Origin of the sequence: Streptomyces xantholiticus (assembly GCF_014651015.1) — a bacterium.
Lineage (GTDB): Bacteria > Actinomycetota > Actinomycetes > Streptomycetales > Streptomycetaceae > Streptomyces > Streptomyces xantholiticus.
In genome coordinates this window covers 82,415-102,012 of record NZ_BMWB01000021.1, presented here as the reverse complement: position 1 = coordinate 102,012, position 19,598 = coordinate 82,415, and the positions used below count along the sequence as shown (strand labels likewise).

The following is a 19,598-nucleotide window of genomic DNA, read 5'->3' as shown; positions in this document are numbered from 1 at the left end:
GGCCGGACGGGCCTCCCGGCGCCTTCTCGGGTACGTACCCGGAGGTTCAGCCCAGCCGGAACAGCGCCCAGACCACCTTGCCGCGCAGTGATCCGGCGAGCGGGTGCCAGCCCCAGCCGTCGCTGAAGGAGTCCACGAGGAACAGCCCGCGGCCGGACTCGGCGGAGAAGTCCTCCTCCGCCTCCCGCGATCGTGGGCCGTCGTGGCTCGGGTCGCGCACCGCGCACACCAGCCGACCGGTCCAGCGCATCAGATGCAGCCGCACCGGCGCTTCCTTGGCGGGCTCGTCAGGGGTGTTCTCCGCCGGCAGGGCGTGCCGCAGGGCGTTGGTCACCAGCTCGGACACGACCAGTGCGACATCGTCGAACCGCTCGTCGAGCTCCCACCGGCCGAGCGTGCTTCGGGTGAACCGTCGGGCGCCCCGGACCGCTTCGAAGCGGGCGGGCAGGGCGCACGAGGCCGAACTGGAGACGGCCGCGGGGTCGATCGGGGGAAGGCCCTGCCGTAACGGCGCGAGCATGGTGGATCCATTCGGTCCCATGCGAGGCACTCCCGGGAATCGCGGCTGTGACGCTACAACACGAACGAGCACGCAGGTGCGCGAGAACCATCGTTCCCAATGCGTAGAGCAGATGCAAGGGCAGATGCACGTGCACGCGCCGGACCTGTCCGACCCCGTGCCGTTTGTTACTCATTTCTTCCGCACATCTCTTGCGTTTCAGTGGACGGTGGCTTTCCGTTTCAGTAACCGAATGAGTACGCGCTGAAGCATTTTGGTGGCAGAATCCGGCTCTTGGGATTCGGGGGGACTCCCGGCAGCATCGGTGCTGTCCGGCAACAGCGAAGCGCAACAGGGATGGGGAGGGTCGAGTCGTGGCGGCAGGCGAGGCCGAGTGGTCGTGGGGGCAAACCCGAGCCGAGGGTCCCGGCGGAGGTTCGGTGGTGCGGCGCATCCTGCTGGGTTCACAGCTCAGAAGGCTGAGGGAGTCGCGGGGGATCACCCGGGAGGCGGCCGGGTACTCGATCCGCGCGTCCGAATCCAAGATCAGCCGTATGGAGTTGGGTCGGGTGAGCTTCAAGGCGCGCGACGTCGAGGACCTGCTGACGCTCTACGGCGTGGCCGACGACGCCGAGCGGGCTGCACTCCTCGGTCTCGCCAAGGAGGCCAACGTCGCCGGCTGGTGGCACAGCTTCGGCGACGTACTGCCCGGCTGGTTCCAGACGTACATCGGCCTCGAGGGTGCCGCCTCGCTGATCCGTATCTACGAGGTGCAGTTCGTGCACGGGCTCCTGCAGACCGAGTCGTACGCGCACGCCGTCGTGACCCGTGGCATGCCCGACGCCCCGCAGGCCGAGATCGACCGCCGGGTCGCGCTGCGCCTGGAACGCCAGAAGACCCTCGTCTCCGAACGCGCCCCGCATCTGCACGTGGTACTGGACGAGGCTGCGCTGCGCCGTCCGTACGGCGACCGGGCCGTGATGCAGGCCCAGCTGCGCCATCTGATCGAGGTCTCCGAACAGCCCGACATCACCCTCCAGGTGATGCCGTTCAGTTTCGGCGGACACGCGGGCGAGAGCGGTGCGTTCACCCTGCTGCGCTTCCCGGAGTCGGACCTCTCGGACCTCGTCTATCTGGAGCAGCTGACCAGCGCGCTGTACCTGGACAAGCGCGAGGAGGTCGCGCAGTACGAGCGGGTGATGGAACGGCTCGCGGAGGACAGTCCGGATCCGGCCGAGACCCGGGACCTTCTTCGGGGACTTCTCCAACTCATCTGAAACATAAGTACGATGACGTCACATCAGACTTCCGTGCTCATGCCTCTGGAGTAAGGGATCACATGGCCTTCTTCACCGACCTGGCCCAGCAGTACATAGACGGCGAGTGGAGGCCAGGCAGCGGCTCCTGGGACATCATCGACTTCAATCCGTACGACGGGGAGAAGCTCGCCTCGATCCCCGTGGCCACCGCCGACGAGGTGGACCTGGCCTACCGGGCGGCGGAGCGCGCGCAGCAGTCATGGGCGCAGACCAACCCGTACGCCCGCCGGACGGTCTTCGAGCGGGCCCTGCGGATCATCGAGGACCGCGAGCAGGAGATCGCCGAGGCGATCATCAAGGAGCTCGGCGGCACGCGTCTCAAGGCGGCCTTCGAGGTTCACCTGGCCAAGGAGTTCCTGCGCGAGGCGGTCCATCTGGCGCTGCGGCCCGAGGGCCGCATCCTGCCTTCGCCGGTCGACGGCAAGGAGAACCGCGTCTATCGCGTCCCGGTCGGTGTGGTCGGAGTCATCAGCCCCTTCAACTTCCCCTTCCTGCTGTCGATCAAGTCGGTCGCCCCCGCGCTGGCGCTCGGCAACGCGGTCGTGCTGAAGCCGCACCAGAACACGCCGATCTGTGGTGGATCACTGGTGGCCAAGGTGTTCGAGGACGCGGGGCTGACGGCCGGCCTGCTGAACGTCGTGATCACGGACATAGCCGAGATCGGTGACGCGCTCATCGCGCACCCTGTCCCGAAGACGATCTCCTTCACCGGCTCGGACAAGGTCGGCCGTCACGTGGCCACCGTCTGCGCGGCCAACTTCAAGCAGGCCATCCTCGAACTCGGCGGCAACAGCGCGCTGATCGTGCTCGACGACGCCGACATCGACTACGCGGTGGACGCCGCCGTCTTCAGCCGTTACGTGCACCAGGGCCAGGTCTGCATGGCGGCCAACCGCATCCTGGTGGACCGCTCGGTCGAGAAGGAGTTCACGGAGAAGTTCGTCGCCAAGGTGCGCACCCTCAAGGTGGGCGACCCCGCCGACCCGACGACCCACATCGGGCCGCTCATCAACGCCTCGCAGGCGGACGCCGTCTCCTCGCTGGTCGACCAGACGGTCGAGGCGGGCGCGACGGCCCTGCTGCACGGCACCACCGACGGCAACCTGGTCTCGCCGTCGGTACTGACCGGGCTCCCGGCCGACGCGCCGGTCCTCACCCAGGAGATCTTCGGGCCGGTCGCGCTGATCATCCCCTTCGACGGCGAGGAGGAGGCGGTCAGGATCGCCAACGACACCCCGTACGGTCTGAGCGGCGCTGTGCACACCGGCGATGTGGAGCGCGGTGTGCGGCTCGCCAAGCGGGTGAACACCGGCATGATCCACATCAATGACGGCACCGTGCACGACGAGCCGATCGTCCCCTTCGGCGGGGAGAAGCAGTCGGGGATCGGCAGGCTGAACGGCGACTCGATGGTGGACGCGTTCACCACCCAGAAGTGGATCTCGGTGCAGCACGGCCGCTCGCGGTTCCCGTTCTGAGGAATCCTTCCGGCAGTGGGGCCATTGCGGACAGAACCTGACCGCAATGGCCCGTACTTTGGGTGTCGAGGGAGAGGGCGGACGGGCCCTCCCCCATCATGAAGAGCCGGAAGGCGGACACCATGGTCACTCACGTTCCCGCGGAGGCCCACGGCGACGAGCGCGGCGCGCTCCTCTCCTTCGCAGAGGCCCAGCGCGGCGCGATCCGGCGCTCCGTCCTCGGGCTCAGCGAGGAGCAGGCCGCGAGCCGGCCGAGCGCCAGCGAACTGTCCCTGTCCGGCCTGCTCAAGCACGTGGCCGAGATGGAACTCAACTGGCTGCGGATGGCGCAGCAGCGGCCGAACGAACGGCAGCGCACCGAGGACACCTGGGGCGACAGCTTCCGCCTGGTGGGTGAGGAGACCGTCCCCGGGATGCTGGCCTTCTGGGACTCGGTCGCCGAGGAGACCGAGGAGTTCATCCGCTCGGTGCCGAGCCTGGACGACACCTTCCCGCTGCCGCCGGCGCCCTGGTTCCCGAAGGACGGCAGGGTCTCGATGCGCTGGCTGATGATGCACCTGGTCGAGGAGATCGCCCGGCACGCGGGTCACGCGGACATCATCCGCGAATCCCTGGACGGCAAGGGAGCCTTCGCCCTGATCGCCCTGGAGGGCGGCCAGGGCGACTGACAGGCGGCGCGGGGCCAGGGCCTGTCCGGCGGTCCCGGCCGGGTCGGCGCCTCATCCGCCGGACATGCCCCGGTCCCGCAGTTCGGCCAGCCGGGCCAGGGCGTCCCGCGCCGACTCCCGCTCCTCGGCGTCGAGCCGCAGTGCCGCCGCCCGCTCCAGCAGCCGGCCGGCGAGCGGTTCGTCGCCGAGCCGCCCGGCGATGTCACCGCGAAGGACCAGCAGCCTCAGATGCTGTACGGCGGGGAGCCGTTCGTCCTCCTTCGCCAGTGCGTGGTCGATGATCCGTGCCGCTCCGGGCAGGTCCTGCTTGGAGTCGGCGAACAGATCGGCCAGGTGCAGGGCGCGTGCGTACGTCTCCTCGGGCGCGGGCCGGTGACCGGAGTCGTCGCTGATCCGCTGCCCGACCCGGATGGTGTTGCCGCCGGGGTCGGTCATCAGGAACTGCCGCATGCCGTACGACATGTCCTTCAGCGGACCGATGCGCGGCAGCCCTCGGGACGGCGTCCGGCCGTATGCCGTCCTGAGCCCGGCGCGGAACGTCTCATGGAGTGCGTCGACGTCGTCGGTGAGGAGGTAGCAGCCCGAGTAGGACTCCGTCGGGTCGTACTGCTTCATGCCGAAGAACTGCAACTGCACGGGGCCGCGCTCGACGACGGCGTAGGGGTAGGGGCTCTTCTGCAGGTAAGTCGTCTCGAAACCCAGGGCGGTGTAGAAATCGACCACCGGCTGGATCGTCCGGCAGGGCAGGAGCGGGATGGTCTTCTCGGTCATGCCAGTACCCTAGTCAAAGTTGAATAGAAGGGAAGCCGGGTGATGTCAGCCATCCGTCTGCTGGTCCTCGGAGCCGTACGCCAGCACGGTCGGGCCCACGGTTACCAGGTGCGCAACGATCTGGAGTACTGGGGCGCCCACGAGTGGTCGAACGCCAAGCCCGGCTCGATCTACCACGCGCTCAAACAGATGGCGAAGCAGGGACTGCTGCACGCGCACGAGATCGCGCCGTCGACGGCCGGCGGCCCGCCGCGCACCGAGTACGAGGTCACCCAGAAGGGCACGGAGGCGTACTTCGCGCTGCTTCGGGAGTCCCTGACCGCCCACGACCAGAAGATGGACGTGCTCTCCGCGGCGATCGGCTTCATCGTCGACCTGCCTCGGGCGGAAGCCGTCGAGCTCCTCAGGATGCGCGTCCGCGGCATCGAGGAGTGGCGTGCCTCGGTCACCGAGTACTACACACCAAAGGAAGGGCCCGAGTCGCTCGGCCACATCGGCGAGATCATGAACCTGTGGGTCTCCTCCGCGGACTACGGCGCCGAGTGGACCCGTGATCTGATCCGGCGGATCGAGGGCGGGGCGTACACCTTCGCGGGTGAGGGTGAGCCGTTCGTCGGTGTGCTCGCGGAAGGCGAGGAGAACCCCTACGCGACCGGCGAACCGCACAAGGGGGACACCCTCTGAGGCACGGGACGCAGGGCCGGACGACGCGGTCAGTGGTGGAACGACGGGGCCGGTTCCCGCTCCGCGCTCGCCGGGTGCGACTGGCGGCGCAGATCCGGCAGCAGCATGCGCAGATCCTCGAGCAGCAGCGCCGACAGATCCGAGGAGAACCCGTTGCGGCAGACCACCCGCAGCACCGACAGGTCCTCCCGCTTGGGCGGGAAGGTGTACGCCGGCACCAGCCACCCCTTCTCCCGCAGCCGTCGCGACACGTCGAAGACGTCGAAGGACGTCACGTCGGGCGCGGTCGTGAACGCGAAGACCGGCAGTTGGTCCCCACGGGTGAGCAGCCGGAAGTCCCCCAGCGCCTCGATCCCCTGGGCGAGCCCGCTCGCGATGTCCCGTGCCGTCTGCTGGACGGCGCGATAGCCCTCCCGCCCGAGCCGCAGGAACGTGTAGTACTGCGCCACCACCTGCGCGCCGGGGCGGGAGAAGTTGAGGGCGAAGGTCGGCATGTCGCCGCCCAGGTAGTTCACCCGGAAGACGAGCTCCTCGGGCAGTTCCTCGGACGAACGCCACAGCGCCCAGCCCACGCCCGGATAGACCAGCCCGTACTTGTGCCCGGACGTGTTGATCGAGGACACCCGCGGCAACCGGAAGTCCCAGACGAGGTCCTCGTCGAGGAAGGGGGCGACCATGGCGCCGGACGCGCCGTCGACATGGACCGGGATGTCGAGGCCCGTGCGCTCCTGGACGGCGTCGAGGGCGGCGCAGACCTCGTCCACCGGTTCGTAGGAGCCGTCGAAGGTCGAGCCGAGCACCGCCACCACACCGATGGTGTTCTCGTCGCACAACTCGGCGGCGGTCTGCGGATCGAGATGGAATCGGTCCCCCTCCATCGGCACCAGCCGCGCCTCGACCTCCCAGAAGTTGCAGAACTTCTCCCAGCACACCTGGACATTGACGCCCATCACCAGATTCGGCCGGGCGCCACCCCGGTAGCGGTCGGCGTTCGCGTTCGTCCATCGGCGCTTGAGCGCCATCCCGGCGAGCATGCACGCCTCGCTCGACCCGGTGGTCGAGCAGCCGACCGCGGTGGCCGGGTCCGGCGCGTGCCACAGGTCGGCGAGCATGGCCACACAGCGCCGCTCCAGCTCTGCCGTGCGTGGGTATTCGTCCTTGTCGATCATGTTCTTGTCGCGGCACTCCGCCATCAGCTCCGTCGCCTGCGTCTCCATCCAGGTGGTGACGAAGGTGGCGAGGTTGAGCCGCGAGTTCCCGTCGAGCATCAGCTCGTCGTGCACCAGCTGATACGCGGTGGGAGGCGGCATCGGGCCGTCGGGGAGCCGGTGCGACGGCGGGGCCGAGGTCATGTCGCCGACCGGGTCCGCGAGGCCGAAGAACGGGTTGATCGAAAGCCTGCGCCGCTCCGGCCCGTGGTCGGTACCGAGGGTGCCCTGGTGGAGTGCCATAAGCCTCAGGCTGATACGGGCTTGCGCCTCACGCAACGTGAGGAAGCGGGCTGGGGTGCGTCACGGAAACGGAGGAGCGGACGCGGATGAGTTGGTCCGGGGGACAGGTCGCCCGAGTCGCCGGGGTCACGGTGCGCACCCTGCACCACTACGACGAGACCGGCCTGCTGCACCCGAGCGGCCGAGCGGCTCCGGCCGTCGGCGGTACGACGCCGACCTCGACGACTGCAGCAGATCCTTCTACCGCCGGCTCATGGCGCCGACCTGCGCAGATGGTGCACCCCTGTGGACCGACTCGACGGCCTGCACCGCCGGTTCGAGGTGCTCCCAGGCCCTCGGGCCCTGGCCGACCGGGGTGATGAGAGCGGCATCCTGTCGCGGGTGAGGTTCACGCCGGCGCCCCGCCTCATGAAGCCCGAGGTGCGGGCGACGGCTCAGTGCTCGTGGGCGTCCCAGGTGACGTTGACCTCGCCCAGCCCCTGGTCGGAGACGAGCATGGAACGTTGGAGGCGGCGCAGCGCGGGAGAGGGCTCCAGGCCGAACTCCTTGACCAGGCTGGAGCGCACCTTGTGGTAAACCTCCAGCGCCTCCGAGCGTCGCCCGGCCCGGTACAGCGCGAGCATCAGATGCGCGCACAGACCCTCGTGCGTGGGGTGCCGGGCGATGATGCCCCGCAGTTCGCCCAGGAGCTCATGGTGGCGTCCCAGACGGAGATCCGCGTCGATACGGCGATCGAGGAGATTGAGGTGGGCCTCCTCGAGCTCTTCGACCTCGGCCTGGAGTTGAGGCCCGGTGCGTATGTCGGAGAGTGCGTCTCCGCGCCAGAGCGCGAGCGCCTTGGCGAAGGCGTCGGAGGCGGCCTGGAAGTCGCCTTGCTCCCGGGCGCGGTAGCCGACCGCCGTGAACATCTCGAAGCGCCGCAGCGCCACCCGGTCGTCGGTGACCTTGAGTACATAGCCCTCGGACTCCGTAGCCAAGGCGAGCCTGGACTCGGAGCCGACGGCCGCTCGAGACTGGTCCACGGCCTGGGCCATGCGCTTGCGCAGGTCGAGGACATACGTCTGCACGGCGGTTCGCGCGTACGCCGGGGCACTCTTGGGCCACAGTTCCTGGACGATCATTGAGACCGGGACGAACTGATTGGCCCGCATGGCCAGCAGTGCGAGGAGCACTTTGGCCTTCGGTGCCGTGGGAACCACCGAGATGACGCCCTGCGAAACCTTTAGCGGGCCAAGCACATCCACGTACATTGCTTTCCCCCCGTGCTGAAGTGTGGCCGCCATACTGGCGCTGTCCCGGTACATACCCTGGGCATATTTCCGGAACACATCAGATGAGAGGCACTGAACGCCCTGGGAAGAAGACCTCGTCCCTCCCCCGGGGGAATGCCGGAGAGCAGAAATCAGGATTCCAGTTCGGCGACTCGGAGGACCAGTAGGCGAGCAATGTCCGCCGGGTCGGACTCCGAGTCCTCGGCGACGACAGTGGCGGCAAGGGCGGCGAAACGCAGCATTCCGGTAAGGGCGCCGGGCGGGTCCGGAATCTGCCGCAGGCATTCCTTCAGTGCCGCCTCATCGTTGGCCAGGAAGTGTGACACTGCCGCACCGGCGAGCTGTGTCGCCCTTATATTTCGCCGCTCCCGCTCCAGCGAACTCACGCCATCTCGGTTCGATGCCGGCCGTCCACGTCAGTCGACCACCTTTATACCCATGGAGCGGGCGGAGCCGGCCACGATGCGCTCGGCCTCCTCGACGCTGTCCGTGTTGAGGTCGGGAAGCTTGGTCGTGGCAATCTGTCGGAGCTGCTCGCGCGTGATGGTGCCGGCCTGCTCCGTGTGCGGCTGGGAACTGCCCTTCTGTACTCCCGCGGCCTGGCGCAGCAGACCGGCGGCGGTCGGGGTCTTGACGGCCAGTTCGAAGGAGCGGTCTTCGAAGATGATGACGTCGGCGGAGACTTCGAGCCCGCTGTGCACCGCGGTGGCGGCGTTGAACTCCTTCATCACGCCGGCAATGTTCACGCCATGGGCACCGAGCACCTGGCCGATCTTTGCCACGTTCGCGTTTCCCGCAGGCTGTCGGACGCGCACAGTTGCGTTGATCTTCAGTTTCTTCTTGGGCTGAGGCTGCGTGGACATGGTGGCTCCTTCATAACAACGTGCGAACTCTGCCGGAAAACTAACACCTGACCCATGTGGCCCCGCAGGAGGTCGATGTCTTTCGGCCAGCAGAAAAGGAACGGTGAATTCCGGAACTCTTCGTTTCCTGAGGGTCGCGAAAGCTCATGGGATTTCGTTGATCAAAGCGACCGACGCCCCTGGCATGGCGTGTTCTGCCTCGTTTCCGGGACGTACTCAGCCCCTGCCCCGGGCCAGAGCCGTTACCACTGCCAGGGCATTCACCCCGAAGAGCGCTTCGCAGGCTCGACTGACCGCGTAGCAGAGGAAGTAGCGTTCGGCCAGCGCGATGCCGCCGGCCTCGAGGCCGACGTAGAGCAGGCTGGTCAGCAGCCGGGTGGCCAGGAAGGCCGGATCCTCGTTCAGGAAACGTTGCAAGCCATCCGAGCCGGCGACGATCCGATGGAATGAACTGTCTTTCAGATCACCGCCATTGACCGGATCTGGGCCCTCGTCCTGGAGCCGTAGGCGCCCCGCGCGGAAGTCCTCCGTCACCGCGGCCTTGACCGGATGCACAGCCTGGAACCAGGTCGCCGCGGCCGGGGACACCACGGGTCCGCGACCCTCGGCCTGTGCCAGCACCCCGTCGACCAGGGCCTCCACCTGGGCAGCGATCCGCTCGTACTTCTGCTCCAGCATCGCCTGCGCGCCCTGCGGATCACGGCTGGACGCGACGAACGCCTCGGCGTGCGAGCGGTAGCTGAGAAAGCCGAGAGGGACGCCTTCCCGTCCCTCCACGAGTTGCTGTACGGTCGCCGGCCCCGCGGTACTGACGCCCCGCAGATGCGCAGCCATCAGTTCCGCCGCCGCCCACAGCAGGGCGGGCCTGCCGCGCTCCGCCGCGACGGTCAGCTCCAGCAGCGCCGGGCATGCCGACGCCAGCACCGACCGGGTGACCGGCCCCAGCCGCGGCCCGGCGAACACGGAACCGGCGAGCGGGACCAGCCGGGCCGGGACGGCCGTCACCTCGATCCCGCCGATCGCCCGCGCACGCTCTTGTGCCTGGCTCAGGCAGGCGCGGGACTCCTCTTCCGCTTCCGGCCGCAACTGCACGCAGAGAGCGGCGGTGTTCGGGTCGGTCGCCGGGACCGGCAGAAAGAATCCGGGCCGGTCAGGGGCCACGATGGTCAGCAGCGGGCGGGCCACCTCCCGCAGCAGGCGGTCCCGGTCGGCCGCGGTCCCCATCAGCCGGATCTCCAGCCAGTCGTCCGCCGGGTCCGGCTCCAGCGGGACGTTCCCCGCGGCCGGTGCGGCGTCCGTGCTGCTGCGCGTGGTCATCCCAGCTCCGGCTGGGACATGGCCATCTCGAAGGCGAGCTCGATCAGGGTGATGCCGGCCTGCTTCCGGGGCAGCCGGATGCCTCGCTCGTCCTCGACCAGCCCCCGGCCGCGGAGGAATTCGGCGAGCGGGGCGATCGACGGCCGGGTCAGCACCTCGGTCAGCTCTGTGCCGGTGGCGAGCCGCCACTGGTCCCGCAGGACCCCGTCGAACATCGCGAGTCCGGCCTGGAGCAGTGAGACGAGGACCCGGTCCTGGCCGGCCGGCACATCGATGTCGAAGCCGAGCGGGTCACTGATGTAGGAGTGCAACTGCCCCTTCTTATGGGACTGGAACCGCCCGTCCAGCAGAGAGATGGCGCCGGACCCCAGCCCCACCGTGTCGGCGCGGAGCTGGAAGTACATCGCCGCGAACGGCGAGACCTTGCCGAAGTAGCCCGAGGCGTACTCGGTCAGCCCCGATCCGTGGATGGCCTGGCGGGCCCGGGTGAAGAGGAGTTGCTGCTTGCGCAGATAGTCCCGCTTCTCCGCCCCGGCCATCTTGCGCCGCATGAAGGTGCCGGGCGTCGGGCGGAACGAGTAGAGCGACAGGTGGCTCAGCGGCAGCTCCAGCGCCTTGGCCACCGTGGCGTCGAGTTCCTCGGCGTCCTGGTCGGGGAAGCCCGACATGATGTCGATCGTGACGTCCTCGAAGCCGGCTTCCCGGGCGTTGTGGACGATCCGCTCTGCCTGCTCGGCGGAGTGCCGGCGGCCCAGCTGCCGCAGCCTGGCGTTGTCGAAGGACTGTACGCCGCTGGAGACCCGGTTGAAGCCCAACGAGCGGAAGAAGCGCAGCTTCGCGGCGTCCACGGTGTCCGGGCTGCACTCGATCGTGGCCTCGGCGACCCCGTCGAAGTCGAAGGAGGACCGCAGCGCTTCCATGATCTGGGTGGCCTCACGCTCATCCAGACTGCTGGCCGTGCCGCCTCCCCAGTACATCACGTAGGGGGTGTGCGTCTCACGGAGCATCTCCGCCCCACGGGCCTTGATCTCACGGCACATCGCGTCGATGTACGAGCGCCGGACGGAGTCCTCCGGGCGGCGGAGCAAATCCTTGTTGGGAATGGCCTGGACCCAGTCGCAGAAGGTGCACCGGGAGTGGCAGAACGGTACGTGCACATAGAGCATCACCACCCGCCGGCCCGGTGTACTCATAGGAAGACCGGAGACTGACGTATCCGCGACGAGCGGTGCCGTGGAGGGCATGGAAATTCCTTTCACAGCCGATGTGGCATGCCGGGATCAGGAGAGCGGTGTCCGTGCCGAAGAACCGGCGCGGACACCGCTCCCTAGTGTCAATGCACGCTGATCACCTGATGCACTCCTGGGGTCAGGAAGAGCAGGAACAGCAGCACTCACAGGTGGTGCAGGAGGCCGACATCACCTTGGCGACAACCTCGCTGTCCTCCAGCCGGTTCTCGTCCAGGAATTCGGAAATCTCCAGGGCGTCGATGTCGAGCCCGTTCAGCTCCGCTTCCATGGGAACCCTCCCTTCAATGTGGGTCGGAATGAATGTGCGCCGGTTGGCTGCGCACAAAACGGAGGCTATGGAGGACCTTTCTCGATGGTCAAGGGTCTTCGAGCGATCCGCGAGAAGCGCTCATAACCCGCTTCCCAGATGGCCTGTCATCGCTCCGCGCACACTAAGGAACGGGTGAAGAGATGGTGGGCAGACGGTAGGGCGTCCACTAAGGAACGGCTCATCTTTGCACGTCACAGCCCAAAGTGGAGGGCTCTCCGCCATTTTGACGACCTCTTGCCCGCGGGGATTCACGGCGGATATACATGCGGCGTTCGCCACACTTCACCCGGTACGCAGAGGAGATTCGCTATGGCCGAGCAGGTGCAGGCAGATTCCGGCGGCTTTACCCTTCCGGACCTGGCAGAGGTGCGCGAAGCGGCGGCCACCGTCGACACCCGGTCAGTCCTTTCGCTCCCGCTGGGGCAGGAGCCCCCCCAGGCGCGTGCGGCCGTCGCGCTCGCACTGTGGGAGGACCGCTCGATAACCACCGAGGAACTAAAGAAGGCGGCCGAGGCGAGGTGTGCGACCCGGTCTCCGGCCCTGCACACATTCGTCCCGCTCTACACGACCAACCACTGCGACTCCGAGTGCAAGATGTGCTCCATGCGGAAGGGGAATATCCGCCTCGACCGCAAGTTCTCCGGCCGCAACGAGATCATCGAGCAGCTGCGGATTCTGCGCGACCATGAGGGTGTGCGCGGGGTCGGGCTGCTCACCGGTGAATACGAGGACAAGCACACCCGCCTCGCCTCCGCCTTCCGTATCGGCTGGGCCATCCGCACCGCCCTGGACATGGGCTTCGAGCGGATCTACTTCAACATCGGGAGCATGGAACCGGACGAGATCGACACCCTCGGGGAATGGGTGGAGCGCAAGGACCCGGTCACCATGTGCGTCTTCCAGGAGAGCTATGACCGGGACACCTACCGCCGGTTCATGGGCAAGACGTCCGTCGGGGTGCCCAAGGCCGATTTCGACCGCCGCGTGGCCTCCTTCGACCGCTGGCTCGACGCCGGCTACCACTATGTGAACCCGGGCGTGCTGGTCGGGCTGCACGACGACCTGTCCGCCGAACTGGTGGCCCTGGTCGCCCACGGCGAGCACCTGCACCGGCGCGGGGCCGTGGTGGACCTTTCCGTGCCTCGGATGCGTCCCGCCATGACGTCGCGCGACACCACCCGGGTCGGTGACGAGGACTATCTGCGGATGATGGCGGCCGTCGCGTTCGTCTGCCCGGAACAGCGACTCGTTCTCACCACCCGCGAGCCCCAGGAGTTCCAGGACCGGGCCCTCAGCCTGGCCGGCGTCATCTCCCCCGGAAGCCCGGACGTGGCGCCCTACAGGCCCGATGCGCAGGCCCGCAACGACGAGCGTTCCTCGCAGTTCCAGGTCGCCGACCTGCGCCGCCCACGGCACATCCTCGACCGCATCGAGTCCTCGGGCATCGAGGTGGGACACTTCGTCAACCCGTCGCCCCGGCCCGCCGCCGCAGGCCGATCGTGACTCGGCGACCGCTCGTCTATCTGCTCCATGGCCTGCTGGGCACGGCATACGCGCACTTCGGTCGGCAGATCTCCGCATGGCGCGACCGGTACCGGCCGGTGCCCATCGATCTGCCCGGCCACGGCCGTTGTCCGCTGGATGCCCAACCCGACTACTACGACGACGCTTTGCGCTACGTACTGGCCCTGCTCGACCGGTTCGGGCCGGGACGGCTGATCGGAGCCTCGTACCTCGGAGGTCCGATCGCCGTACGTGCGGCCGCCGCTCGTCCGCACCTGGTCGGCTCCCTGGTGCTCACAGGGTTCGTGCCGGACACCGCCGAGGACGCCTTCCAGGTGCAGATCGCCGGCTTCGAGCAACTGGCCGCACAACATCCAGAGCTCGCAGACGAGTACGAGCGGCTGCACTCGATGCGCTGGAAGCAGACGCTCGACTCGGTCGTCGACCACGCCGGACGCGACTTCGCGGGCACCGTGCGCGTCAGCCCGCAGGAACTGACAGAGCTCGGGATCCGCACGCTGCTGATCAACGGATCGCTCAAGTCCGCCGAGCGGGCAGCCGCCGAGAGCGCGGCCCGCCTCGGGGGGCCGGTCAGCGGCCATGTCGTGCCGGGCGCGGGCCATCTCGTCAGCCAGGACGCCCCGGAGCAGTTCATCCGGACCGTCGAGACCTTCTGGCACGGGGAGACCGACCATGACTCCACCTGAGCCGCCATCCCCCGGCTCGCTGCGGGACAGCCTGTCCCGGCTGCTGCAGGAGGAGGATCCGCACCGCCCACTCGACTCGCTGGAGGTGGTCGTGGTGCGGGGTTTCCTCACCCAGCGCCTGTCGCACCTGGCTTCCCCCGCGCAGGGGGACGTCCCCAAGACCATCGAAGGGTGGGTGACATGGGCCGAACGCCATTCAGCCGATTCCTGACCCCCGCCGTGGCCGGTTCCACGGCCAAGGGACGCGAGCCCGGCGTGTACTGGGGAGAGGAGTTCGCCTCCTGGGACGACCTGCTGTCCGAGGGCCGCCGGCGCGCGGCGCGGCTCCGCTGCGGCGCCACCTACGCCGTGGACCCGGAAGGCGGGCCGATGGCGTCGCTGGCCTCGCTGCTCGCCGTCGCATCGGTCCCGGACACCGTGCTGCTGTGGGCGTCGCCGAAGCGCCTGGGGCTCACCGTCCAGGAGCCGGCTCCCGACGTGTTCGAGGTGACCGGAGGAGCCTCGCTGCCGGCCCCGTCCGATCGCCCCCTGTGGGGCATCTGCACCTCGGGCAGCACCGGCACGCCGAAGGTGGCCATCGGCCACGCCGACGAGTGGGAGCTGATCGCGCTGCACAGCGAGGCGGCGATGTACCAGGACGCAATCGGGGGCAGGCCCCCCACCGCGCTGGCCACCTGCCTGCCGCTGGGGTTCTCCGCCGCCTTCTTCATGTCCGTACTGCCGGCTCTCTTCTTCCGTCGCGATCTGCTGATCTTCCCGCCGCACGACTGGCGTCCGCTGACCGGCCTGGCTCGGCGTCACCGGGTGGCCGCGCTGGGCGTCCCCGCCCTCGCCGCCGCCGCGTGCATCAACGCGACCGAGCCGGCGGCGATGGACGACGTGGCGCTGTTCCTGGGAGGTGGCCATCTCAGCGGCGAGCGGGTGCGGCTCATCCGGGAGCGCTTCACCGGCATCCGGGTGAGCAATCTCTACGGCACCGCGGAGACGGGGGCGATCGCGCTGGACCACGATCCCGGACACAACGAGCACGTCGGATTCCCGATCGCCGGGAAGTCCGTGTGGATCCGGGACCCCGACGAGCGGGGAACCGGCGAGGTGTGCGTCACCGGACCCGGCTGTGCCCAGTATCAGTGGCGCCCCGGGCAACCGCCGACCCCCACCGCCGGCCTGGTGTCGGGCACGGACTACGGCCGCTTCGACACCGACGGCCACCTCTGCCTGGAAGGTCGCCCGGACGGCGGCGAGAAGCTCGCCGGCGTGCTGGTGTACCCGCGGGCCGTCGAGCGCCATCTGCTCTCACTGGACGGCGTCAGCGACGCCCGGGTCACCGTGGAGCACCCGCCCTCAGGACTGGAGCACCTGGCCGCCACCGTGGTCGGGGAGGTCGATCCCTCGGCTGTCGAGGAGCACTGCACCCAACTGCCGGAACACCAGCGGCCCAGCCGAATCCGCTGCGTCTCCGAAGGCGAGGCGGCATCCGTCTACACCGCAAACGGGAAGCTGTGACATGGCCGACGACAACTCCTCACACGTCACCGACACCCCCCAGCCGGGACTGGACGGCACCTACCGGGTCCGCGCCGACGCGTTCTATGTCCGCCAGGACGACGGCGTCTGGCTGGGCAACAACGCCGGCTCCTTCTCCGTCCGCGGCCAGGGCGCCTACCAGTTGGTCAGTTCCCTCTTCAGCAGCCTGGACGGAGAGCGCAGCCTGGCCGACATCTACGGCGATCTCTCCGAGAACGCACGCAGTTCGGTGCTGCGCCTCGTGCGCGTACTGCTGCACAACGGCTTCATCAAGGAGGTCAGCCATCCCGCCGAGCCGGTTCCGGACTGGATGCGCGAGCGATACGCCACCCACCTCGCCTTTCTGGAGCACCACGCCGACCGTCCGGTGACCCGGCTGCGCCAGGTGCGGACCCGGCGCGTGGTCTGCGCCGGCCAGGGCGTCGCTCTGCACGCCATGCTCGACGCCCTGCGCGAGTCCGGCATCGCCCGACTGGACGTCGTCACCGGGAAGGAGGACGCGGACACCGCGGAGCAGTCGGCCCAGGCGCCCGAGAGCGGCTGCCGCCGACGGCTGCACTCCACCGACGGCGATCCGCTGGAGAGCCTCGCCGACCACCCCGCCTGCGCCGACGCCGATGTGGTCCTGCTCGCGTGCGACGACGCTGCCCCGGCCGCTCTCGGCCGGGTGCAGCGCCTGCTGCGCTCGCGTGGCATCCCGGTCGGCATCCTCGGCCACTGCGGGCCGTTCACCACGGCCGTGCCGCCGTTGGCCGAGGCGGCGTGGTGCTGGGAGTGCGTGTACCGGTCCATCGGCGTCCGCGCCAACGGGGACACAGCTGGGCTGGCGCTCTCCGCCGCCCCGGCCACCGTGGGTGCGCTGCAACTGGCACAGCAGGTGTTCGCCCTGCTGGCCGACGTCCGGATGCCCGACGCCGAGTCGGTGACCACGGTGGAGCCGCTGGCCCCGGTCGTACGGCACCACACCGTCTACCGGCACCCGTGCTGTCCGCACCACGGCCGCGAGGCCACCGCCCTCGCGCAGCCTGCCGCGTCAGGTGACGAGGACGGATCCGGGGAGGCCGTGCCGGAGACGGCGGTGCGCCCGGACATTCCCCTGCCCGAGGATCCTCCGGAGCGTGTCGCCGTCTCCGACCGCATCGTCGTGGCCGCCGCCGGCCTGACCGACCCCCTGACCGGACCGCTGCTCGCGCTGGGAGAGGGCGACCTGAGCCAGCTTCCGCTGTCGGCCAGCTCCTGCCGGGCGGTGCATCCGGCCGGCGACGCGGACCGGCCCGCCGCGCTGCACGTGATCTGCCGGGCGCTCTCGCCGCGCGAGGCGCGCAACCAGGCCGTGCTGTTCGCCATGGAACAGCTGGCCACCCGGGTCGCGGAACTGACCTGGCCGGCAGAGCGGAACGCCGCCCGGTACCGGTTCGGCGCCGGATGGTCGCTCGCCGAGGCCCGGTTCCGGGCCCGGCTGCACGCCACACTGGACGCGCCGGCCGGGACACCGCATGAGGCTGCCGGACCGGAGGAGCGACCGGCCGAGGGGACCGTCCTGGCGTTCCTCGCACAGACACTTGACGGCCTCGGTGCCGGCGCCCGGTGGCGCGCCGGCGAGCTGGAGAAGCCGGTGCACGGCGTCGTACGGGCCCGCATCACCACCGCCGACGGCGCCACCGCGACCGGCGTCGGTACGCACCGGGATCAGGCCCTCGCCCATGCGCTGGCCCGCGCCGTGGCCGCGCGTACGTCGTCCGGCGCGGGGCCGCGTGACCTGGAGCACGTCGCGTTTCTCGCTCCTCCCGTACGCACCTGGGCTCAGACGGGAGCCGCCGACATCGCCGCGCACGAGGTCACCGAGCTGCTGCCGTTCCTCCGGTCCGCCCGAGGCGGCGGATCCGGCGCGGGCGCCACGCTGCGGGTGGTCGCCCTGGCATCCGAGGAGGTGTCCCGATGACACTGCCGGCCACCCGCGCCGAGCGTGCCGCCTCCGGACCCGCGGTGGTGGGCGAGGGCTATCTCGCCCGCTATCTGGCCGACCGGCTCGCCGCCGCTCCGGTGCCGCCCCTGCGCGCCCGTGGACCGCAGGACATCACCGTGCTGGTGGCCGAGCTCGGCGAACTCGGCGACTACCAGGACACCATGGTGGAGAGCCTGGTCATGGGTAGGCGACTGCTGTTCGTGGGCACCTGGCGCTCCCTGGCGTATCTCGGGCCGCTGTGGACACCGGGCACGCCGGGTTGCCCGCGCTGCCTGGTGACCCGTACCGCCAACACTCCCTTCGGCCCCGGCCTGGACGGAGACGATCTGGCGGAGTCCCTGCCGCACGCCCCCGATGTGCGGACCTGGGGACCGGGAGTGCTCGGCATCATCGAGCACTATGTGCGGGCCCTGCTGTCCACGGACACAGCCCGGGGTGACACGGCCACGGACCGACGGGTGGTCGTGGTGGACGGCGCCGCCGGCTCAGTGGAGCACCAGCCGCTGCTGGCCGACTCGACCTGCCCCGGCTGCGGCGCGATCAGAACGGACACGCTGCCGGAGCTGACTCCCCGCGAGGTTGCGGTCACCAAGCCTGATCCAGCGGTGCTGCGCACCGGGCGGCTCGACCTGGACCGCCTGTGCCGGCAGCTGCTCTTCCCGGGCCTCGGGCTGTTCAAGGAGGTGCGCCAAGACCTGCAAAGCCCGTTCGGGGCATGCTCCGTTGAACTGCCGTCCCGCTGGGGGCGCCGGGAGCCGGCCATCGGCCGCGCCCGGGACTACCGCTCCAGCCGGGCCATCGCGGTGCTGGAAGGACTGGAACGGTACGCGGGGCTGCAGCGCGGCGGCCGGGCGGCTCCGGTGCGCGCCAGCTACGCGGACGTCGCGGATCGCGCGCTCCATCCGCCTTCGCTGGGCACCCATCCGCCGGAGAGCCACCAGCTCGAGGGGTTCCGCTACCAGGAGTTCCACCCGGACACCGTTGTCGACTGGGTGCCGGCCTACTCCTTCCAGCAGGACGGTCCCGTGCTGGTGCCGGAGCGAGCAGCCTTCTGGGGGCCGCGCCACGACGACGAGATCTCATTCTTCTACGACACCTCCAACGGCTGCGCCCTGGGCAGCTGCACCGAGGAGGCGGTCCTGCACGGGCTGCGCGAACTGGCCGAGCGTGATGCCTTTCTGCTCACCTGGTACCGCCGTCTCGCCCTTCCCGAAGTGCAGTTGGAGGGCGCTGACCCGCGACTGGACCAACTACTGGCCAAGTCCGGGCTGTTCACCGGGTTCCGCTTCCGCTGCTTCGACGCGACCATGGAATACGGCATGCCGGCCTTCGTCCTGACGGCGGAGAGCTCCCGGGACGAGGGCCCGCGGACGTTCGCGGGAGGCGGCGCCCATCCGGATCCGGTGCAGGCCGTGACCGGGGGCCTGCACGAACTGGTCGGCACCATCCTCGCCACCCGGGACTCCTACCGGCGCAACCGCGGGGCAGCGCTGCGGATGCTGGCGGAGCCGGACCTGATGCGCCGCATGGAGGACCACTCGGCGGTCGGAGCGCTCCCCGAGGCCCGCGACCGCTACGCCTTCCTCCTTGACCGGCCCGCCCCGGCCGGCGGACGGCTGCCGCTCGCGGAGATCCCGGCCACCCTGCGGTCGGACCAGGACGACCTGCGGGCCGACCTGCACACCGCGTTGGCCGGTGTCCTGGACGAGGGGATGGATGTGCTGGTGGTCGACCAGACGATGCCCGAGCTGCGGCGCAACGGCGTGTGCTGCGTCCGGGTGCTGGTACCCGGCCTGCTGCCGATGACCTTCGGCCACCGCAATCGCCGTACGGCGGGACTGCCCCGGCTCACCGAGGGCACATCGCTTCCGTACGCCGCTCAGCCGGACCCGGACGCGCCGATCGGCGCCGTCCCGCACCCCTTCCCGTGACGTCCCACGACGGAGGTCCGCGCCGCGCGGGCGGTCCCGTCCCTGTGGCCTGTCCAGCCCGACGAGAACCGGAAATGGAGGGG

The 19,598-nt window shown here is 69.4% G+C and carries 19 protein-coding genes and 1 pseudogene; 11 read left to right on the top strand and 9 right to left on the bottom strand.

Annotation, left to right across the window (positions count from 1 at the left end; all coding sequences use genetic code 11):
* Positions 1–46: 46 nt before the first annotated feature.
* Complete coding sequence (locus tag IE198_RS26310; RefSeq protein ID WP_189890841.1) at positions 47–541, bottom strand: ATP-binding protein; 495 nt, start codon at positions 539–541, stop codon at positions 47–49.
* Between the two features lie 398 nt (positions 542–939).
* On the opposite strand from IE198_RS26310, the gene IE198_RS26305 reads away from it, so the two are divergent.
* The 3 genes from IE198_RS26305 (at position 940) to IE198_RS26295 (ending at position 3,964) form a co-directional block, all read left to right on the top strand.
* Positions 940–1,776 (top strand): Sco1979 family transcriptional regulator, encoded by an 837-nt coding sequence (locus IE198_RS26305; protein ID WP_229834336.1) that lies wholly within the window; start codon positions 940–942, stop codon positions 1,774–1,776.
* A gap of 62 nt (positions 1,777–1,838) precedes the next feature.
* Positions 1,839–3,296, top strand: a complete 1,458-nt coding sequence (locus IE198_RS26300; protein WP_189890838.1) for an aldehyde dehydrogenase family protein — start codon at positions 1,839–1,841, stop codon at positions 3,294–3,296.
* A gap of 122 nt (positions 3,297–3,418) precedes the next feature.
* Positions 3,419–3,964 (top strand): DinB family protein, encoded by a 546-nt coding sequence (locus IE198_RS26295; protein ID WP_189890836.1) that lies wholly within the window; start codon positions 3,419–3,421, stop codon positions 3,962–3,964.
* Between the two features lie 51 nt (positions 3,965–4,015).
* Here IE198_RS26295 and IE198_RS26290 read toward each other — a convergent pair whose 3' ends face one another.
* Complete coding sequence (locus IE198_RS26290; protein ID WP_189890834.1) at positions 4,016–4,735, bottom strand: bleomycin resistance protein; 720 nt, start codon at positions 4,733–4,735, stop codon at positions 4,016–4,018.
* A gap of 42 nt (positions 4,736–4,777) precedes the next feature.
* On the opposite strand from IE198_RS26290, the gene IE198_RS26285 reads away from it, so the two are divergent.
* Positions 4,778–5,419, top strand: a complete 642-nt coding sequence (locus IE198_RS26285) for a PadR family transcriptional regulator (RefSeq protein WP_189890832.1) — start codon at positions 4,778–4,780, stop codon at positions 5,417–5,419.
* Positions 5,420–5,448: 29 nt separating this feature from the next.
* On the opposite strand, the gene gad is transcribed toward IE198_RS26285, so the two are convergent.
* Positions 5,449–6,870 carry a glutamate decarboxylase gene (gene gad, locus IE198_RS26280; protein ID WP_189890830.1) on the bottom strand — a complete coding sequence of 474 codons (1,422 nt, stop codon included), beginning with the start codon at positions 6,868–6,870 and terminating at the stop codon, positions 5,449–5,451.
* Between the two features lie 86 nt (positions 6,871–6,956).
* Here gad and IE198_RS26275 point away from each other — a divergent pair.
* Positions 6,957–7,132 (top strand): annotated as a pseudogene (locus IE198_RS26275) (MerR family DNA-binding transcriptional regulator); the annotation flags it as partial.
* Between the two features lie 172 nt (positions 7,133–7,304).
* Here IE198_RS26275 and IE198_RS26270 read toward each other — a convergent pair.
* The 6 genes from IE198_RS26270 to IE198_RS26245 form a co-directional block, all read right to left on the bottom strand.
* Entirely contained in the window at positions 7,305–8,069 is a 765-nt protein-coding gene (locus IE198_RS26270) for an AfsR/SARP family transcriptional regulator (RefSeq protein ID WP_229834335.1), read from the bottom strand.
* A gap of 203 nt (positions 8,070–8,272) precedes the next feature.
* Entirely contained in the window at positions 8,273–8,527 is a 255-nt protein-coding gene (locus IE198_RS26265) for a hypothetical protein (protein ID WP_189890826.1), read from the bottom strand.
* A gap of 30 nt (positions 8,528–8,557) precedes the next feature.
* Positions 8,558–9,004 carry an uL11 family ribosomal protein gene (locus IE198_RS26260; protein WP_189890824.1) on the bottom strand — a complete coding sequence of 149 codons (447 nt, stop codon included), beginning with the start codon at positions 9,002–9,004 and terminating at the stop codon, positions 8,558–8,560.
* Between the two features lie 216 nt (positions 9,005–9,220).
* Positions 9,221–10,321: a hypothetical protein gene (locus tag IE198_RS26255; protein ID WP_189890822.1), complete on the bottom strand. Its 1,101-nt coding sequence runs from the start codon at positions 10,319–10,321 to the stop codon at positions 9,221–9,223.
* The gene (locus tag IE198_RS26250) at positions 10,318–11,514 is read right to left on the bottom strand and encodes a coproporphyrinogen-III oxidase family protein (protein ID WP_189890820.1); all 1,197 of its coding nucleotides are present in this window, start codon (positions 11,512–11,514) and stop codon (positions 10,318–10,320) included. Before IE198_RS26250 ends, IE198_RS26255 begins: the two co-directional genes overlap by 4 nt.
* Before the next feature lie 175 nt (positions 11,515–11,689).
* Positions 11,690–11,839, bottom strand: a complete 150-nt coding sequence (locus IE198_RS26245) for a thiocillin/thiostrepton family thiazolyl peptide (RefSeq protein WP_189890818.1) — start codon at positions 11,837–11,839, stop codon at positions 11,690–11,692.
* A gap of 351 nt (positions 11,840–12,190) precedes the next feature.
* Between IE198_RS26245 and nocL the strand changes: the two genes are divergently transcribed.
* The 6 genes from nocL to IE198_RS26215 are packed head-to-tail and all read left to right on the top strand — an operon-like array spanning position 12,191 to position 19,515.
* Positions 12,191–13,384, top strand: a complete 1,194-nt coding sequence (gene nocL / locus IE198_RS26240; RefSeq protein WP_189890816.1) for a 3-methyl-2-indolic acid synthase — start codon at positions 12,191–12,193, stop codon at positions 13,382–13,384.
* The gene (locus IE198_RS26235; RefSeq protein ID WP_189890814.1) at positions 13,381–14,091 is read left to right on the top strand and encodes an alpha/beta fold hydrolase; all 711 of its coding nucleotides are present in this window, start codon (positions 13,381–13,383) and stop codon (positions 14,089–14,091) included. Before nocL ends, IE198_RS26235 begins: the two co-directional genes overlap by 4 nt.
* On the top strand, positions 14,078–14,302 hold the full coding sequence (locus tag IE198_RS26230) for a hypothetical protein (protein ID WP_189890812.1): 225 nt from the start codon (positions 14,078–14,080) through the stop codon (positions 14,300–14,302). Before IE198_RS26235 ends, IE198_RS26230 begins: the two co-directional genes overlap by 14 nt.
* Complete coding sequence (locus IE198_RS26225) at positions 14,272–15,597, top strand: AMP-binding protein (RefSeq protein WP_189890810.1); 1,326 nt, start codon at positions 14,272–14,274, stop codon at positions 15,595–15,597. Before IE198_RS26230 ends, IE198_RS26225 begins: the two co-directional genes overlap by 31 nt.
* A gap of 1 nt (position 15,598) precedes the next feature.
* Positions 15,599–17,560, top strand: a complete 1,962-nt coding sequence (locus IE198_RS26220) for a hypothetical protein (RefSeq protein ID WP_189890809.1) — start codon at positions 15,599–15,601, stop codon at positions 17,558–17,560.
* On the top strand, positions 17,557–19,515 hold the full coding sequence (locus tag IE198_RS26215; RefSeq protein WP_189890807.1) for a TOMM precursor leader peptide-binding protein: 1,959 nt from the start codon (positions 17,557–17,559) through the stop codon (positions 19,513–19,515). The genes IE198_RS26220 and IE198_RS26215 overlap by 4 nt, the downstream gene beginning before the upstream one ends.
* The last annotated feature ends 83 nt before the right edge of the window (positions 19,516–19,598 follow it).

Bases quoted from the DNA above. Each gene is read 5' to 3' on its own strand.
- IE198_RS26225 (WP_189890810.1), top strand. From the start codon at position 14,272: ATGGGCCGAACGCCATTCAGCCGATTCCTGACCCCCGCCGTGGCCGGT.
- IE198_RS26260 (WP_189890824.1), bottom strand. From the start codon at position 9,004: ATGTCCACGCAGCCTCAGCCCAAGAAGAAACTGAAGATCAACGCAACT.
- nocL (WP_189890816.1), top strand. From the start codon at position 12,191: ATGGCCGAGCAGGTGCAGGCAGATTCCGGCGGCTTTACCCTTCCGGAC.
- IE198_RS26230 (WP_189890812.1), top strand. From the start codon at position 14,078: ATGACTCCACCTGAGCCGCCATCCCCCGGCTCGCTGCGGGACAGCCTG.
- IE198_RS26310 (WP_189890841.1), bottom strand. From the start codon at position 541: ATGGGACCGAATGGATCCACCATGCTCGCGCCGTTACGGCAGGGCCTT.
- IE198_RS26300 (WP_189890838.1), top strand. From the start codon at position 1,839: ATGGCCTTCTTCACCGACCTGGCCCAGCAGTACATAGACGGCGAGTGG.
- IE198_RS26290 (WP_189890834.1), bottom strand. From the start codon at position 4,735: ATGACCGAGAAGACCATCCCGCTCCTGCCCTGCCGGACGATCCAGCCG.
- gad (WP_189890830.1), bottom strand. From the start codon at position 6,870: ATGGCACTCCACCAGGGCACCCTCGGTACCGACCACGGGCCGGAGCGG.
- IE198_RS26285 (WP_189890832.1), top strand. From the start codon at position 4,778: ATGTCAGCCATCCGTCTGCTGGTCCTCGGAGCCGTACGCCAGCACGGT.
- IE198_RS26245 (WP_189890818.1), bottom strand. From the start codon at position 11,839: ATGGAAGCGGAGCTGAACGGGCTCGACATCGACGCCCTGGAGATTTCC.
- IE198_RS26215 (WP_189890807.1), top strand. From the start codon at position 17,557: ATGACACTGCCGGCCACCCGCGCCGAGCGTGCCGCCTCCGGACCCGCG.
- IE198_RS26220 (WP_189890809.1), top strand. From the start codon at position 15,599: ATGGCCGACGACAACTCCTCACACGTCACCGACACCCCCCAGCCGGGA.
- IE198_RS26250 (WP_189890820.1), bottom strand. From the start codon at position 11,514: ATGAGTACACCGGGCCGGCGGGTGGTGATGCTCTATGTGCACGTACCG.
- IE198_RS26295 (WP_189890836.1), top strand. From the start codon at position 3,419: ATGGTCACTCACGTTCCCGCGGAGGCCCACGGCGACGAGCGCGGCGCG.
- IE198_RS26255 (WP_189890822.1), bottom strand. From the start codon at position 10,321: ATGACCACGCGCAGCAGCACGGACGCCGCACCGGCCGCGGGGAACGTC.